This window comes from Caecibacteroides pullorum, assembly GCF_019239235.1.
GTDB classification, from domain to species: domain Bacteria; phylum Bacteroidota; class Bacteroidia; order Bacteroidales; family Bacteroidaceae; genus Bacteroides; species Bacteroides pullorum.
In genome coordinates this window covers 1-16,808 of sequence record NZ_JAAZTS010000002.1, presented here as the reverse complement: position 1 = coordinate 16,808, position 16,808 = coordinate 1, and the positions used below count along the sequence as shown (strand labels likewise).

At 46.0% G+C, this 16,808-nt stretch carries 14 protein-coding genes and 1 pseudogene; 9 read left to right on the top strand and 6 right to left on the bottom strand.

The genetic code is table 11. From position 1 onward, the window contains the following. Positions 1 to 3: 3 nt before the first annotated feature. Genes HF894_RS01975 through HF894_RS01965 form a run of 3 tightly spaced genes read right to left on the bottom strand, consistent with a single transcriptional unit; the run spans position 4 to position 2,276 of the window. The gene (locus HF894_RS01975; RefSeq protein WP_204970905.1) at positions 4 to 567 is read right to left on the bottom strand and encodes an IbrB-like domain-containing protein; all 564 of its coding nucleotides are present in this window, start codon (positions 565 to 567) and stop codon (positions 4 to 6) included. Beyond that, a complete protein-coding gene (locus HF894_RS01970; protein ID WP_204970904.1) occupies positions 564 to 1,865 on the bottom strand; it encodes a DUF3440 domain-containing protein in 1,302 nt (433 codons plus the stop codon). Before HF894_RS01970 ends, HF894_RS01975 begins: the two co-directional genes overlap by 4 nt. A 12-nt stretch (positions 1,866 to 1,877) precedes the next feature. Further along, complete coding sequence (locus tag HF894_RS01965) at positions 1,878 to 2,276, bottom strand: GNAT family N-acetyltransferase (RefSeq protein WP_204970903.1); 399 nt, start codon at positions 2,274 to 2,276, stop codon at positions 1,878 to 1,880. 287 nt (positions 2,277 to 2,563) lie between these two features. Between HF894_RS01965 and HF894_RS01960 the strand changes: the two genes are divergently transcribed. Further along, positions 2,564 to 4,708: a Tex family protein gene (locus HF894_RS01960; protein ID WP_204970902.1), complete on the top strand. Its 2,145-nt coding sequence runs from the start codon at positions 2,564 to 2,566 to the stop codon at positions 4,706 to 4,708. Here HF894_RS01960 and HF894_RS01955 read toward each other — a convergent pair. Continuing rightward, positions 4,705 to 5,574: a CPBP family intramembrane glutamic endopeptidase gene (locus tag HF894_RS01955; protein WP_204970901.1), complete on the bottom strand. Its 870-nt coding sequence runs from the start codon at positions 5,572 to 5,574 to the stop codon at positions 4,705 to 4,707. The genes HF894_RS01960 and HF894_RS01955 overlap by 4 nt on opposite strands. A gap of 437 nt (positions 5,575 to 6,011) precedes the next feature. Between HF894_RS01955 and HF894_RS01950 the strand changes: the two genes are divergently transcribed. The 6 genes from HF894_RS01950 (at position 6,012) to HF894_RS01925 (ending at position 12,719) form a co-directional block, all read left to right on the top strand. After that, complete coding sequence (locus HF894_RS01950) at positions 6,012 to 7,529, top strand: O-antigen ligase family protein (RefSeq protein WP_159436206.1); 1,518 nt, start codon at positions 6,012 to 6,014, stop codon at positions 7,527 to 7,529. A gap of 167 nt (positions 7,530 to 7,696) precedes the next feature. Beyond that, a complete protein-coding gene (locus HF894_RS01945) occupies positions 7,697 to 8,374 on the top strand; it encodes a hypothetical protein (RefSeq protein ID WP_204970899.1) in 678 nt (225 codons plus the stop codon). 11 nt (positions 8,375 to 8,385) lie between these two features. Beyond that, the gene (locus HF894_RS01940; protein ID WP_204970898.1) at positions 8,386 to 8,811 is read left to right on the top strand and encodes a hypothetical protein; all 426 of its coding nucleotides are present in this window, start codon (positions 8,386 to 8,388) and stop codon (positions 8,809 to 8,811) included. 28 nt (positions 8,812 to 8,839) lie between these two features. Beyond that, positions 8,840 to 9,460 carry a hypothetical protein gene (locus HF894_RS01935; RefSeq protein WP_204970897.1) on the top strand — a complete coding sequence of 207 codons (621 nt, stop codon included), beginning with the start codon at positions 8,840 to 8,842 and terminating at the stop codon, positions 9,458 to 9,460. An 18-nt stretch (positions 9,461 to 9,478) separates the two neighbouring features. Next, the gene (locus HF894_RS01930; RefSeq protein ID WP_204970896.1) at positions 9,479 to 11,545 is read left to right on the top strand and encodes a hypothetical protein; all 2,067 of its coding nucleotides are present in this window, start codon (positions 9,479 to 9,481) and stop codon (positions 11,543 to 11,545) included. A gap of 118 nt (positions 11,546 to 11,663) precedes the next feature. Next, positions 11,664 to 12,719: a leucine-rich repeat protein gene (locus tag HF894_RS01925; protein WP_204970895.1), complete on the top strand. Its 1,056-nt coding sequence runs from the start codon at positions 11,664 to 11,666 to the stop codon at positions 12,717 to 12,719. Between the two features lie 136 nt (positions 12,720 to 12,855). On the opposite strand, the gene HF894_RS01920 is transcribed toward HF894_RS01925, so the two are convergent. After that, positions 12,856 to 14,472, bottom strand: a complete 1,617-nt coding sequence (locus HF894_RS01920) for an ABC-F family ATP-binding cassette domain-containing protein (protein ID WP_075317142.1) — start codon at positions 14,470 to 14,472, stop codon at positions 12,856 to 12,858. Between the two features lie 224 nt (positions 14,473 to 14,696). On the opposite strand from HF894_RS01920, the gene HF894_RS01915 reads away from it, so the two are divergent. Together HF894_RS01915 and dnaJ are read left to right on the top strand one after the other, a co-directional pair. After that, positions 14,697 to 15,287, top strand: coding sequence for a nucleotide exchange factor GrpE (locus HF894_RS01915; RefSeq protein WP_204970894.1), 591 nt, complete (start codon positions 14,697 to 14,699; stop codon positions 15,285 to 15,287). A 13-nt stretch (positions 15,288 to 15,300) separates the two neighbouring features. Further along, positions 15,301 to 16,473, top strand: coding sequence for a molecular chaperone DnaJ (dnaJ, locus tag HF894_RS01910; RefSeq protein ID WP_200806339.1), 1,173 nt, complete (start codon positions 15,301 to 15,303; stop codon positions 16,471 to 16,473). Positions 16,474 to 16,622: 149 nt separating this feature from the next. Here the strand turns inward: dnaJ and HF894_RS01905 are convergent. Then, a pseudogene (locus tag HF894_RS01905) lies at positions 16,623 to 16,808 on the bottom strand (DUF4434 domain-containing protein); the annotation flags it as partial.

Below are 16,808 nucleotides of genomic sequence, written 5' to 3'. Positions count from 1 at the left end.
ACGTCAATCTTCCGAGAAATTGTAGTCGGCCATGCTGGCCTGTTCCTCGGTTTCGATCTTACCGGGAATGCTGAAATCCTTGTCGGCAAAGAGAGCTGCAAGACCGGAAATCTGCTTCAGGCGGAGCACTTCGTCGCGGTCCATACCGATGTTCTTCATAATCCATTCGTCCGTCATGCCAATACGGTCGAGCTCGGCCACAATATCGGACATCAGTTCGATGTTGTGGGTACCACGGGCACGATTGTGGCGGATGGTGGAAGCCATTCGGTTGGACATATCCTTGTCGATAACTACCACGGGAAGCAAGCCCTTCTCGCGCTCATAAATGCGCTTGGACGTCTTCAGTACCTGATAGCGGTGGAAACCGTCCACAATGATGTAAACGTCCCGTTCGGAGTCATAATAGCACACACAGGGCATGGTAAATCCGTCTTCCCAAATAGAAAGTTCGAGCAGCTTCATCTCAGGTGGAGCCACGACGTTGGGATTGTAATTGTTGGCCTCCACTTTCTCCACCGGAACGGCCTCGACGGCATAGACAGGACTCATATATTCGTCACTCATAGCATCATATTTTTAAATTCTTCCATTATTTTGTCTCTCTTGTAAGCATCTTCCTTGTTGATGGAAAAGCCCATGTATTTGCAGATATGATCATTCTTGAGTATGCAGATACATACCCGCTTGTAGGTAGGAATCTCACGGAACTCACGGATGTTGATATCGTCCAGATACTCCATGCGAACCGGCTTTTTCCGAGTCTTGTAATTGGACTTTCCTCCCACCTCGATGGGGATATTCAGATCGCGGAGTTTCTGGATAGTTTCATCGCTCAGGCAACCTCCTTTCTTCCTCCAGAACTCGATGCTGACCGTCAGCTTGTTCAGGTAATTGCGGCGGGTAGGCTCGGGAAGCGTGGAAAGCAGGAACTGCATGTACGACTTCCAGGTATGTCCTTTGGGAAGATTGACCTTATGACCTGTACCCATGGCCCGTGTGTTGCCGTAGATGCCAGCGAATTGCACACCGTTCACGCGACAGATCATCTTGCCCCATGTATTGGGATCGATGACCTGATAGAGCCTGAGGCTTTCCTGCGCTTCACCCAGGAAAGGACTGGCCACACGCTGGCGTTCGATGTTGATTCCGGCCTTATAATAAAGGTCGTAAAGCTTGTTGTAGTCGAAACCAAATTTTCCGTTAGCTACCCAGATATCGGTCGTCTTCCAGTCGAAAATGGGATAGGCATTGAAGATATCGATGCCGATCTTGGAAGTCCAGCGATAGGTGTGGTACATCTGATACTTGCGGGCCAGGTGAATGCAACGCCAACGGCTGAAACTTTCCTGTGTGCGAATGCCGATCATGTAACAGGAACGCGTAGCCTTTTTCCGTTCATGAAGCCATTGGGCAAAGTGCATCTGAAACTCGTAGTCCCACATGTTCTCATCATAGAAATCGAAATCTTCCTTGTTATAGCAGCCGGGAGGCTTCTGACGCACCCACAAATCTTTCATCTCATCGTCCCAGGGACGCCAGAAAGCCTGATACATAGACGTACAGGTGGAAACCTTGACAGGGACACAGATGCGGTAAACATCCAGAATGTCCTTGTTGGCCTCCAGCATGCGATTCACATAATCGATGGTTACCGAATACTGAATCTCGTAGTCGATATGGAATACACAGAGCTTTCGCTTCAGATTGTTCCGACGAATATAGTCGATACAAAGGTTGAGCAAGACACCACTGTCCTTTCCACCCGAAAACGACACACAGACGTTGTCAAAATCCTCAAAGACAATCTTCAAGCGTTCTTGTGCCAATTCATATACGTTTTTTCCACATGTACTACTTCCCATACTCCCTCCGTGTTATCCGTTCTTTACCATTTTCACATAGCGCTTCCACACATTCACTTCCTCGAATCCCAATCGACAAAAGACATCTCGATCCTCCAGAAAGCTGATGGCCGTCAACGTGCACTTCTCTTCTGCCGCAACAGCCATGATCCTTTGCAACAAAGCTTCCAACACCGTTTCGTCACGTCCCTTGATATAGTAATTGTTCATAATCCAACCGCTCTTCCGACGCTCTACCGGAATAAAGCCGACCACTTCTTCCCCATTCACAGCGACAAACCAACGGTAAGCCTGAGTGGTGCGGAAAGGGAAATTATAGTTTTGCTTCAAGACAGCAGGATCCATTACCAAAGGACCGACACATGGATACAGTGCTGCATCCAGTCCTTCAAATTCCAATATCTTATCCATAAAAAGCTTTTGATATACTCCTAAACGAGAAAATGCTTATCTACGAGGCTAAGGTAGGATTTTTTCATCCATTTCCCAAAAAATCATATAAAAATAAGCCAATCGAATGTTTTCACTACAAATTTTAACTTTCAGCGGTCTTCAGCCTTTCGAACAGGAAATGGCTGGTTTCGCACAGGGAAAACAGTGCAATCCGCTGCCGAAAACACTGTTTTCTTTTTGTGCTTCTCTACGTTTGAACTATCTTTGCCCACCAATCATTTTATTAAAAAAAGACATCCAATGATATGAACGACCTGTTCCCCCACCTGATAGCCACCTCGCTTGGACTGACAGACAAGCAGGTGCGCCAAACCCTCGCCCTGCTGGACGACGGAGCCACCATCCCCTTCATCAGCCGCTACCGCAAGGAAGCTACCGGCGGACTGGACGAGGTGCAGATAGAAAGCATCCGCGACCGCTACGAGAAACTGAAAGAAACGGAACGCCGAAAGGAAACCATCCTGACAACCATCGAAGCGCAAGGTAAGCTGACCGACGCATTGAAGCAACGTATCGAAAGCACCTGGGACAACACCGAGCTGGAGGACCTCTACCTGCCCTACAAACCCAAACGAAAAACTCGTGCCGAAATGGCCCGACAGAAAGGCCTCACGCCACTGGCCACCCTACTGATGCTACAAAAGGACCCAGCTCCCGACCGACAGGCAAAGAGTTACGTCAAGGGCGACGTGAAGAGCGTAGAAGAAGCCCTGAAAGGAGCCTGCGACATCATAGCCGAACAGGTGAGCGAAGACGAACGCTCGCGACAGACCGTCCGCACAACCTTCGACCGTCGTGCCGTCATCACCGCCCGCGTGGTGAAGGGGAAAGAAGCCGAAGCAGCCAACTACCGCGACTACTTCGACGTGGCCGACCCATTGAAGCGTTGCAGTTCCCACCGCCTGCTGGCCATGCGCCGTGCCGAGGCGGAAGGCGTACTCAAAGTGAGCATCGCCCCCGACGAGGACGACACCTGCCTGGAGCGCCTCGAACGTCAGTACGTACGGGGCAACAATGCTTGCAGCCGCTACGTGGCCGAAGCCGTACAGGATGCCTACAAACGCCTGCTGAAGCCTTCTATCGAAACCGAATTTGCCGCCAGCAGCAAGGAACGGGCCGACGACGAAGCCATCCGCGTCTTTGCCGCCAACCTGCGCCAGTTGCTCCTGGCCTCCCCGCTGGGACAAAAGCGTGTCATGGGTATCGATCCCGGTTTCCGTACAGGTTGCAAAGTGGTATGTCTCGATGCTCAGGGCAACCTGCTTCACAACGAGAACATTTACCCTCACCCACCCGTCAGCAAGCCTAAAGAAGCGGCACAGAAGATACAGAAAATGGTGGAAGCTTACCGCATCGAAGCCATGGCCATCGGCAACGGTACGGCCAGCCGTGAGACGGAAGACTTCCTGAAGCACTTGCGTTTCGACCGCGATATGCAGATATTCGTTGTCAGCGAACAGGGTGCTTCCATCTATTCGGCCTCCAAGCTGGCCCGTGAAGAATTTCCCGACTACGACGTCACCGTTCGCGGTGCGGTCTCCATCGCCCGCCGCCTCATGGATCCACTGGCCGAACTGGTAAAGATAGACCCGAAGTCCATCGGCGTGGGCCAGTATCAGCACGATGTAGACCAGACTAAACTAAAGAAATCGCTTGACCAGACAGTAGAAAGTTGTGTGAATCTGGTGGGGGTTAATCTGAATACAGCCAGCAGCCACCTGCTGACCTACATATCGGGCCTCGGACCACAGCTGGCGCAAAACATCGTCAGCTATCGTGCCGAGCATGGGCCCTTTGCTTCGCGCCGCGACCTGCTGAAGGTGCCCCGCATGGGCACCAAAGCTTTCGAACAGTGTGCCGGCTTCCTGCGCATTCCCGATGCCAAGAACCCGCTGGACAACACGGCCGTCCATCCTGAAAGCTACGGCATCGTGGAACAGATGGCCAAAGACCTGGGCTGCACCGTCAGCGAACTAATAGCCGACAAACAGCTGCGCCTACGCATCCAGCCCGAACGCTACCTGACGGACACTGTCGGCATGCCTACCCTCAAAGATATCCTTCAGGAACTGGACAAGCCCGGACGCGACCCACGAGGCCCTATCAAGGTGTTCGAATTCGATCCGAACGTCCGTACGCTGGACGATCTGCGTGAAGGCATGGAGCTGCCCGGCATCGTGGGCAACATCACCAACTTCGGTGCCTTCGTAGACATCGGCATCAAGGAAAACGGCCTGATACACCTCTCCCAGCTGGCCGACCGCTACATCAGTGATCCCAACGAAGTAGTGTCCATCCATCAGCACGTCAGGGTACGCGTACTGGGCATTGACACCGAACGTAAGCGCATTCAACTGACCCTGCGCGGCGTATCGCAGGAAGGACTCTAAGCCTCCTTCCTGCCGCGCCGTTCATAATAACCGACGATGGCCAGTGTACCGACAACAAGCAGAACGGTGCAAAGCAGCGAGCCTTCGAAACCGAAGCTGCCTCCTGTCAGCAGGTCACTGCCCGTCAAACGGAGGGTCAGCAAAGTTTCACCGCTGTCCATTCCGCTAACCTCATAACCCAGCACAGGGCCTTGCAGCCAGTTCCAGAACCAGTGCAGCACGACAGGAAAACACAAGTTACGTGTATACAGGAAGGATGCTCCCAGCAGACAACCTGCCAGCAGGATGTTGACAAACGGCAAGAGTGCAAAATTGGGATTGAACAAATGCATGGCTGAGAAAAGAGCCGACGACAAGAACAGCGCCACAAAACGATTCATGCCTGCCGAAAGCATTCGTCCCAGCACAAAGCCACGCAGCATCACCTCCTCCGTGACGGCTACCAGCAGGAAGAACAGCAACGTTCCCAGCAAGTCACGAGGTATCCACTGTACACTCGCTATTTCAACAGTCCCCATGAGGAGCGATGTACCAAACCCAACGGCATACAGCAACACCGCTACCCCCAATCCAGCCAGCAAGTCTTTTCCCCGTCCTCTCAAAGACATTCCCAGCAGCGATAAAGGTAGTTTGCGCCAACGTAGCACTAATATTGCCGCACTCAGATAACCGACCAGCATCAGCAACCTTTCCAGGAAGAAAGAAGGCAAACTGCCTTCCTGCATCTCCATCCCCAATGCTTTCTGTATCAGGAAAAGAGGAACGCACAAAAACATCGTTATCAACGTCCCTATCACATAAAACAGCAGAATATCCACTACTAATCGGCCGATGTTCTTCCACAACATTTTATTTTTCATTTCCATATCTTTACTAATATTGCTTGAAGGCACACTAATATACCCGCAAAAATACTAATAAAAGAAAAAAGAATATCCATTATCGACAAATCTTCTGCAAGATTTACATCCTCGCCTATATCCCAAGCAATCAGTTCTGTCTATTTTTCTACAATGATAAAATATGATTTATGCTTCCATTTTTTTCGTTCCAACCTTCACTCTATAAATACAAAGGTCAGGACTAGCACCATAGAGTTAAGGATTATACAAAACTAATAAGAACATAATTTAAGCAACCTCTCAAGTACTGTTTTTCAGTGTTTTGAGATTTATCTCAAAAAAAAAGCAAAAACAAGGTTAGGTTTTTCTTTTCAGTTCGTCTTTATAAAGAATACTCATTTTAGTCAATCAACGAGTATGTATACATTTTTATGATACGCAAGCTAATCATAATTATTACGATGGGCGGAACTTTATTCTTTTGTTCAGTACACTTCGTAGACACACAAGTACTCCCCAAATGGATAGTGTTTGCAGTGGGTGGAATGATATGGTCGGTAGTTTCCTGTGCTCATCATCTGGTTCCATTTGATCGATGCGCTCTTCTTCCTCACAAATGTATACATTACGCGATTGTTGGTTTAATTATAATAGAAATTTGCTGGGGAATATGCCAATTACCTGCTCTAATTCAACACGGTATTCCGCTAAAAGGCTCTTTAGACAATCCGGCAGGTTTTGCCGCCAGTCTTTGCGTGGGCTTTCCGTTCTGTCTATGGATGTTGAATAAAGGAAGAGATAGACGCATAATTGGACAAGTAGTCGCATGGGCTGTCATTGCAAGTGTATTACTATCGGCTTCGCGTGCGGGTATACTAAGTTTGTTATTTGTTTATGCCATTTGGAAACGTAGAAATCTTCGTCCCACACGAACCATTCAGCGAATAGGACTTATCAGCATTTTCCTCTGTTCTGTTATAGCTCTTTATCTCGTCAAAAAAGATTCAGCAGACGGACGTATGCTTATCTGGCGTTGTTCTTTGGAAATGATGCTTGACAAGCCCTTGTTCGGTTGGGGCATGAATGGATTCGAAGCACATTATATGGATTATCAGGCTGCTTATTTTAAACGCCATCCAGATAGTAGTTATGTTCAATTGGCTGATACCGTACAATATCCATATAATGAATACCTACAGATAGGCATTTCTTTCGGTATAGTGGGGTTATTGATTGTCATTGCATGGCTGATACGTTTGTTTCGTGTAGCTAAAAAGAACTATTCCTCTGAAAAAGAGTGCGGCATGCTTGTTTGGATATCCGTTTGCGTATTGGGTTTCTTCTCCTATCCATTAATGTATCCGTTTGTTTGGACAGTATTGTTGTATGCAACTTTTTTATTATTAAAAGATACCATAAAGTTTCCATCAACTTTACGTAATGTGGGTGTGGCATGCCTATTGCCTCTAAGCTTTTGGATTGGGAGTCTGATAATACGGCGTGTGAAAGCCGAATTGGCTTGGACTGAAGCAGTGACAGCCTCCGCTGCCAAACAAACCGACCGTGCACTTGAACATTATCAACATGCATATATCGGACTGAAGCATGACCAATACTTTCTTTACAACTACGCGTTTGAGTTAAATCAAATTGGTTTATATGACTCTGGAATTAAAATTGCTAACCAATGCAGGGAACTATGGGCCGATTATGATCTGGAACTTTTGCTGGCCGAAATGAATGAGCAGAGAGGCGAAGACACACAAGCCGAGCTACATTATCGCCAAGCTTCCCTGATGTGTCCCAACCGATTTATCCCATTGTATTGTTTGGTACAAATACTAAATCGAAACGAACGGCAAAATGAAGCAATCTCCTTGGCCCGACAAATTGTAGACAAGCCGGTGAAAATACCTTCTTTTCAAGTGGAATGGATAAAGAAAACAATGAAAGAATATGTGAATAAAAGTGATAATTAACCCGATTGTTGAACCTTGATAATATATATTATGGAACCACCACCAACGGATTCTGTCTAGGTAGGAATTCTGTAATCTCATTAGCCTCGACTTAATTTAACAGCTACAGAGATAGAAGAATAAACTATTAGTGAAACTTGAATAACCAACTTTTAAACTATAACATTATGAAATCTTTCAAGACATTATTACCGATTTGCATCGTTTTATTACCACTAGCATGTTCTGATTTAGATACGAACATGTTTCAAGAACAAGTATCAATTGAAGAGTCCGATATACCCCAATCAGAAGAAATTGATTTGTTACAAGCACAACAAATAGCTAGGACTCACCTGGTATTAGATAAAAATTTATATGTTCTTAAAATGAATTTTGAAGAAGCTGCTAATTATGGAATATCAAGGGAAATATTTACACGTTTGCTACATGAAGTTGAGGAAGTCAATGATTTTATTAACGATTTACGTACTAAAGGAGAGCATGTTATCTTACAAAACCCACAAGAAGTTAAAAATAATTCAAAGCGGCCCATTAAAACACGAAGTGAAAGTAATACAGACATATTAGCTAGCGGATCACTTGAAGTTAGAAATATCCAAACAGAAATTGGAATATCTGCACCTGCAGGTTCTAAAAAAATTGTATTTAAAGGCTCCAGCCGATGTTTTTTAACCGCTATTCAAATTGATTGTAATGGCAGTACTAACACTATAACGAGTGGTCCGTGGATTGGAAGTTGTTCTTTTCAGATTCCTATATCACCTACTTTATTGAAAGTAAGGACATTTACGCTATGCAGCGATGGTGGTAGTGTTCAATATTTTATCTATAATCATAATTAATATTTACAATCATGAAAAAAATCATTCTACTTATCTCTGTAATTTTATTGGGGTTTATTGCTTGTACAAAGCATTCGAATTCTGAAAAAGGTAGCAAACTTGACGAAAAAACGCAAGTAGATATTTTACATGCAGGCTTATTTTTTGTGGATGACAACTCATTATCTCCCGAACAAAAAGAATTAAAAGTCAAAATAGAGGACATTGCCCTCCACTATATTGAAGTGGATACCATAGCACATCATTTGCAACTGACTATCACCGAGAAAGAATTTAAGCAAAAAGGCATGGACGAAAGTCTTTATCAAGAATGTTTGGCCAATATAGCCGCTATCAATGCTTATGCGGATTCTACTGGAATGGGGAAACAAATGATGGAGTCTTGGCTTAATTCAAAGGCTAATCATTTGGAATCTCAAAGGAAAGAACAAAACTAATAGGAACATGATTTAAAATCAGCTAATTATGAAAAATTTAATCTTTATTATTTTTTCAGTAATTCTCTTCTTTGGAGCTTGCAACAACAGTGTCAAAAAAGACAAGTCTGACGTAACCGAAGTCAAAAAGGAACCAACTACTTGGCAAGAACAATTAGATTATGCCAAGCAACAAAGTGATTTAATGACTCGAAACGGGATTGATGGATTAAAGTTGGTGGGGTATAGTTATCGTGGAAAAGTGGAGACGCAAGAACAGCGAGAAGAATTCCTAAAACTTTTATTTGCCGATGATACAGATGTAGTATATCACTTGAACGACAACAAAGGATCGTATGATATCGTACCTTTGAAAGTAATGCGTGAAAAATTATCTCTTTCGGGAACAGAGGAACCTTTTGAAAAAATAAAAGAATGGCTAAAGCGTGCAAGCGAAAATGAAAACTTAGAACTTGTGAATGTGGAATGGTCATTTCACGGACGCTCTGTGCATTCCGTAGCAATTATTTCACCACAGAATAACACTATTCTTTTCGATCATATTGGCGGCGCAGCTATCATACCTGGCTCAAAAAAGGAGCCGAAAGTAGAGTCAACTGTCCGGAATCTGACAAAAGAAGAGTATGATGCAGAAAAACATACCAAGTAAAGATAAAGAATAGAAGCTATGAGAAAACGAGTAGCCTTGTTCACCTTCTGGATGTTGTTTTCGTTTGGAGTAGTTTACATCAGCCTCCCCTCTCTTCCTCCAGATGCCGCTGGAAATCGCATCCAGCTTTGGTCGGTATTATTACATTACCGATGGAGCGATCCAGATCGGCAAAAGTATGAGGCGGCACGTTTTCTTATTGACAACATGCATTATCATTATTCGTACGGCAAATTAAATTATGTACCTAGAGAAGTCGAAGCGTGGCGACAGAAGACAGATAGCATCTGTCAGTCCCTTTTAGCGAATGAATCCTCAAATGAAAAAAGACTTTCTCAAATCAAAACATATAGAGAACATCAGAAGAACCAAATACTTCCTAAAATAGAAATATGCGTCGACAGTTTTCCTGACATTCAGGAATTGGATAGCAAATTCCTGATTGCACATATTGATCATGCTTTTGAAGTGTGGCATCATTCTAAATTTGCCGGACAGCTTAGTTTTAATGAATTTAAGGAATATATCCTTCCCTATCGCTCGGTAGGCGGATATGGATTTCTAAATAACGGAAAAGAATTAGATTCACTGTTTGGCAAATTCCTGAATGCGGATTCTTGCGACACTCCGCAGAAAATGATTCATCACTACAACCAAGCCATCAATACACTCAGAGATTTGAACGGGAAACAGGAAGACAGGCAAGATTATGGCATATACGGTTTATATTCACGCGGTCTTCACGACTGTGTGGATATTGCAAACTATGCATGCAATATTCTAAGATCGTGTGGCTTACCACTTTCAGTAGAATATAATATGTGCTACCGTTACTTTGGAGGACGACATTACCATTGCTCTCTTTACAAAAGTCCAAAAGATACAGGATATGCCTTCAGCCCGGAAAGTGATGTGCCCTATAAAGATTCTTATAATGCTGAAGAAGTCTATAATATCTATCGAATGACGTATGCCGCACAAAAGAAATCGCCTTATTTCTTAAAATCAGAAAATGAGCATATTCCACAAGAACTTGCCGACCCCTGTATTATTGATGTGACCCCTCATTATCGGAAAACAGTTACATTATCGCTTCCTTTCCATGAAATGATTCCAAATAGACTGGCATATCTAGCAGTGTTTCACAAAGGGCCGGGCGGACTATTGGCTGTAACATGGGGAAATATAAATGTAAAATCGAAAGCTGTTCTGTTTGAATATGCTATTCCAGGCATGTTTTACTTTCCAATTTACTATGAAAATAATCGCATGAAGGCTTTTGGAAGACCTTTTTATGTAGAAGAAATAAACGGAGTTGGAGTTCCTCATTACTTAGCTGAAAAGAATGACTCTAGTGGGAAATGGAGTAATCTGGTCCTAACTCGCAAATGCACTTACAAACCTCAAATGAACGAAATAGCCAAACAACTGGTAGGCGGTCAATTTCAGGCTGCCAACCGAGAGGATTTCAGTGATGCAGTAATACAAGGAGAAATTGAAGAAATACCCGAACCTTTCTTTCAGGAAAAGACCTTAACTAATATTGGAAATTATCGGTACTATCGTTTTAAGGCTCCTGCTTCTTATCCCCATGCTAACATTTCCATGTTAGAATGGATTACTGATAAATCATACGGATATAAAAACGTATTTCCTCCCAATCGCATACACATTCTTTCACCTAATGATAGTATATTGTCCCTTAAAGACTCCTGTTACGTCAAACTTTTGGAGGAAACCGGTTGGGAGAAAATGAGGCATAAGACTGAATACGATGGAGATATGCAAACAGCTCCACATTCTTGTGAAACTATTACTTTGCGCTTGAAAAATAGACAAAAGGCAACCCTAGTCCGTTTTGCTCCATTGAATGCAGATAACGGGATACATGCAGAAGATTTGTATACTTTATATTATTGGACAGATGAAGGTTGGAAGCGATTTGGATGCCAATATGCTCGTTATGAATATGTAGAATTTAAAGATGTTCCGAAAGGAAAATTATATTGGCTTAGCAATATGATAAGAGGAACGGAAGAATTACCTTTTACTATATCGTATGGGAAACAAACGTTCATCTACTGAATCTACACATCATCATACAACACGTTAACATAAGTTTTTTTAGAATTAACAGAACAGATAGATGACATAGGCTAAATCTTCCGTATCTTTGAAAGCAAAATCCTAAAACTGAAAGAAGATGAAACTAAGAAACATATTGCTTGTTGCAGCTAGCCTCTGCATCACCTGGGGAGGAGCTTACGCCCAAAAAAAGAAAACTTTCTATGTACCCAAAGCCGGTACACTGGTGGAACTGCTGACCGAAAATGAAGCCAACCAGATCACCCACCTCACCCTGCAGGGCAAACTCAACGCCATCGACTTCCGCCATCTGCGCGACGAATTCACCAACCTCAAAGTGCTGGACATATCGAATGCCACCATAAGCATGTACACAGGAAAGAACGGCACCTACCCTGACCGCATCTACGTCTACCCGGGTAACTGCATCCCGGCCTATGCCTTCTGCAAAAAAATGAGTGACGGAAGTTTTCAGGGAAAACAAACGCTGGAGCGCGTCATTCTGTCGGACAAGACGAAGAACATAGAAGACGCCGCTTTCAAGGGGTGCACCAACCTGAAGATTTGTCAGGTCAGAAAGAAAAAGGCTCCCAACTTGTTGCCCGAAGCATTAGCCGACAGCATCACAGCCATATTTGTTCCGCTGGGAAGTACGGATTCCTATCGCAACAAGGAAAGATGGGAAAATTTCTCTTTCATCGAAGGAGAACCTACAATCGTTTCCGTAGAGATTGGCCCCATGAGCAGTCTGGCCAGCGAACTCATGCGCAAAGGCATTCAACCACGTGACGTCAATTTCCTGACTATCGAAGGCAAAATGGACGAAGCTGACTTCAAGTTGCTCCGCGACTATATGCCCAATCTGGTTTCTGTCAATATGGAAAACTGCACTTCGACCGCTATCCCCGAGTATACGTTTACACAAAAGAAATACATGCTGGACGTTACTCTGCCCAAAGGCTTGCAAACCATCGGCCAACGTGCGTTCAGCGGCTGTACCCGCCTGTCCGGTTCACTGATATTACCGGCCGGAGTAACGGCCATCGAATATGGTGCCTTCATCGGATGTGACAACCTGAGACACGTAGTGGCAACCGGCAATAAAATTACAACCCTCGGTGACAAACTTTTCGGGGAAAGTGAAAACAAAATAGTCTACCAGACCAAACATTAAAGGAAATAAAAAACAAGGGATCCTTCCCCTGCCCCCTATACAAAGAGGCACGGACCATACAGAAACCATACGGATTATTTTTCCGTAGAAGTCTGTCGGTCCGTGCCCCTCTTTTATTATCTCAGTCTGTCAAGTATCAGTTCTGATACATGCGTGCTCTCAGTTCTTTAATGTGATCCGAAGTGATGTATTCGTCATACTCCATCATCTTATCGATGATACCGTTCGGAGTCAGCTCGATGATACGGTTGGCCACCGTCTGGATGAACTCATGGTCGTGCGACGCAAACAGGACATTTCCTTTGTAAATCTTCAGGTTGTTGTTGAAGGCCTGGATAGACTCAAGGTCGAGGTGGTTGGTCGGCGTATCCAAGATCAGACAGTTGGCATTGCGCAACTGCATACGGGCAATCATACAACGCATTTTCTCGCCTCCCGACAGCACACTGGCTTTCTTCAATACCTCCTCGCCCGAGAAAAGCATACGTCCCAGGAAGCTCTTCATATAGACCTCATTTCCTTCGCCAAACTGGCTGAGCCAGTCGACCAGGTTCAGGTCTGTGTTGAAAAACGACGTGTTGTCCAACGGCAGATAGGCCGTCGTGATGGTCACACCCCAGTTATAGTGTCCGGCATCGGGCTTCATATTGCCGTTGATAATCTCGAACAAAGCCGTCATGGCACGCGGGTCGTGCGACAGGAATACAATCTTGTCGCCTTTCTCCACATTGAAATTCACATCGCGGAAAAGCACTGTACCGTCTTCCAAAGACTTGGTCAGGCCCGAAACCTCCAAGATCTGATTGCCCGGTTCGCGTTCCGGCGTAAAGATGATGCCAGGATATTTGCGCGACGAAGGCTTGATTTCCTCCACATTCAGTTTCTCGAGCATCTTCTTGCGGCTCGTCGTCTGCTTGCTCTTAGCCACGTTGGCACTGAAGCGGCGGATAAACTCTTCCAGCTCTTTGCGCTTCTCCTCGGCTTTGGCCTTCTGGTTCTGTTGCTGACGCAAGGCTAGCTGGCTCGATTCGTACCAGAAGCTGTAGTTACCGGCAAACAGATTGATTTTTCCATAATCGATATCAATGGTATGCGTGCAGACAGAGTCGAGGAAGTGACGGTCGTGGCTCACAACGAGCACCGTATGTTCGAAGTTCGAGAGGTATTCTTCCAGCCAGGTCACCGTCTCCATATCCAAGTCGTTGGTCGGCTCGTCCAGCAACAGGTTATCGGGATTTCCATACAAAGCCTGTGCCAGCATGACACGCACCTTCTCCTTGTTGTTCAGTTCGCTCATCAGCACATAGTGCTTGTCTTCCTTAATGCCCAGGCCGCTCAGCAAGGAAGCCGCGTCGCTCTCGGCATTCCAACCGTCCAGCTCGGCAAACTTCTCTTCCAGTTCGGACACCTTCATGCCGTCCTCGTCCGTAAAATCTTCTTTGGCATAGAGGGCTTCACGTTGCTTCATGATATCCCACAACACCGTGTGGCCCATCATCACCGTGTCCATCACCGTATAAGCATCCCACTTGAAGTGGTCCTGGCTAAGTACAGACAGGCGTTCGCCCGGTCCCAAAGTTATCGCCCCCGTTGTAGGCTCCAACTCTCCGGAAATCGTCTTGAGAAAAGTAGACTTGCCGGCGCCGTTGGCACCGATGACACCATAACAATTGCCGCTGGTAAACTTCAGGTTGACGTCGTTGAACAACACCCTTTTACCAAACTGTACCGAAACATTAGAAACTGTAATCATGAATTATCTTTATCTTGTTATTACTAATACCTTAAAAACGGAGGTGCAAAGATACACAATTGTCTTCTTTCCACACTGCCAATGTGACATAAAAATCGTAACTTTGCGGCGTTTTCTGAAAAAGTAGACATTTTGGCAAAGTTTTTGCTGGAAAGAAAAGTAACAAGACGCGCCGGATACGTCCGACCGTCCATCCGCAGTAATAACAAAAAAGAAAAATAGATATGGATCCGAAAAAAGAAACCATGAACGAAGAAGAGCTGAAAGCTCACACTGCCCATACGGGACAACAAGACCAGGGCGAAACAGAAAAAACGGCAGCCGAGACACAGGAACAGGCCGGGACTGAAAAAACAGAGCAAGTAGACGAGCTGACCAAGACACAGGAAGAGCTGGCCAATATGAAGGACAAGTACCTGCGCCTTTCAGCCGAATTCGACAATTACCGCAAACGCACCATGAAGGAGAAAGCAGAACTGATCCTGAACGGAGGCGAAAAAAGCATCAGCAGCATCCTGCCCATCGTGGACGATTTCGAACGCGCACTGAAGAACATGGAAACAGCCGAAGACGTAGCCGCCGTCAGAGAAGGTGTCGAACTGATCTACAACAAGTTCATGACCGTTCTCGGACAGAATGGAGTGAAAGTCATCGAGACCAAGGAACAGCCCCTCAACACCGACTTCCACGAAGCCATCGCCGTCATCCCCGCTCCGGCAGAAGAACTGAAAGGCAAAATCCTGGACTGTGTCCAGACTGGATATACATTAAACGACAAGGTAATCCGTCATGCCAAAGTGGTAGTCGGAGAATAAGGAGACAAGTTGAATTATGGAAAAAAGAGATTACTACGAGGTACTGGGAGTAGACAAGAACGCATCGGCCGACGAGATAAAGAAAGCCTACCGCAAGAAAGCCATCCAATATCACCCCGACAAGAACCCGGGCGACAAGGAAGCGGAAGAGAAATTCAAGGAAGCAGCGGAAGCCTATGACGTGTTGAGCAATCCCGACAAACGCGCCCGCTACGACCAGTTCGGCTTTGCAGGCATGAGCGGTGCGGCAGGCAACGGAGGCCCCTTCGGCGGATTCAGTGGTGGCATGTCCATGGACGATATCTTCTCCATGTTCGGCGACATCTTCGGCGGACACGGAGGAGGCTTTGGCGGTTTCGGTGGTTTTGGCGGAGGAGGTGGCGCCCAGCAGCGTCGTTTCCGTGGTTCCGACCTCCGCGTCAAGGTGAAGCTCAACCTGAAAGAAATATCTACTGGTGTAGAAAAGAAATTCAAACTGAAAAAGTACGTCACCTGTACCCACTGCCACGGCACCGGTGCCGAAGGCAATGGAGGAAGCGAAACCTGTCCTACCTGTAAAGGTTCCGGCTCCGTCATTCGCAACCAGCAGACCATTCTGGGCACCATGCAGACACGTACCACCTGCCCTACCTGCGGCGGCGAAGGTAAAGTCATCAAGAATAAATGTAAAGAGTGTGCGGGCGAAGGTATCGTCTATGGCGAAGAAGTAGTAACGGTCAAGATACCGGCCGGTGTAGCCGAAGGCATGCAACTCTCCATGAACGGCAAAGGAAACGCAGGCAAGCACAACGGCGTGCCGGGCGATCTGCTGGTCCTCATCGAAGAAGAGCCGGACAAGGAACTGATCCGCGAGGAGAACGACCTCATCTACAACCTCCTGTTGAGCTTCCCTACCGCCGCCTTGGGAGGAGCCGTAGAAATCCCCACCATCGACGGCAAGGTGAAAGTAAAGATCGAACCGGGTACCCAGCCCGGCAAGGTTCTCCGCCTGCGCAACAAGGGACTTCCCAGCGTCAACGGCTATGGTACCGGCGACCTGCTTGTCAACGTCAGTGTCTATGTTCCCGAAACCCTGAGCAAGGACGAAAAGAAAGCGCTGGAAGAAATGGAAACCTCGGACAACTTCAAGCCCAACGCTTCCATCAAGGAGAAAATCTTCCGAAAGTTCAAGAGCCTGTTCGACTGAACCTGGCTAGCATATCATAAACATTCAGCCCATCTCTCCCCACGGAAAGATGGGCTGAACAGTTTCCTCCCCCTCCCCACTCCTTCTTCCAAAGTCAACTTTATGTTCACAAAGGTCAGGACTGGAAGGGTGGAGCTGAGGTTCTCCCCTTATTTCCCAAGGATAGGATTAACATACAATTCGTCGATGCAGACTCTATGAGAAGCTTCAAAAGCTATTTTTATATACCGCCCGTTCTCCATTATCTCATCAAACAAAATCCCATCAATCCAGATGTCATACTTTGCATTCGGCCAACACGGAACATTCTTCATTGCGACCAAATGATATCGTAT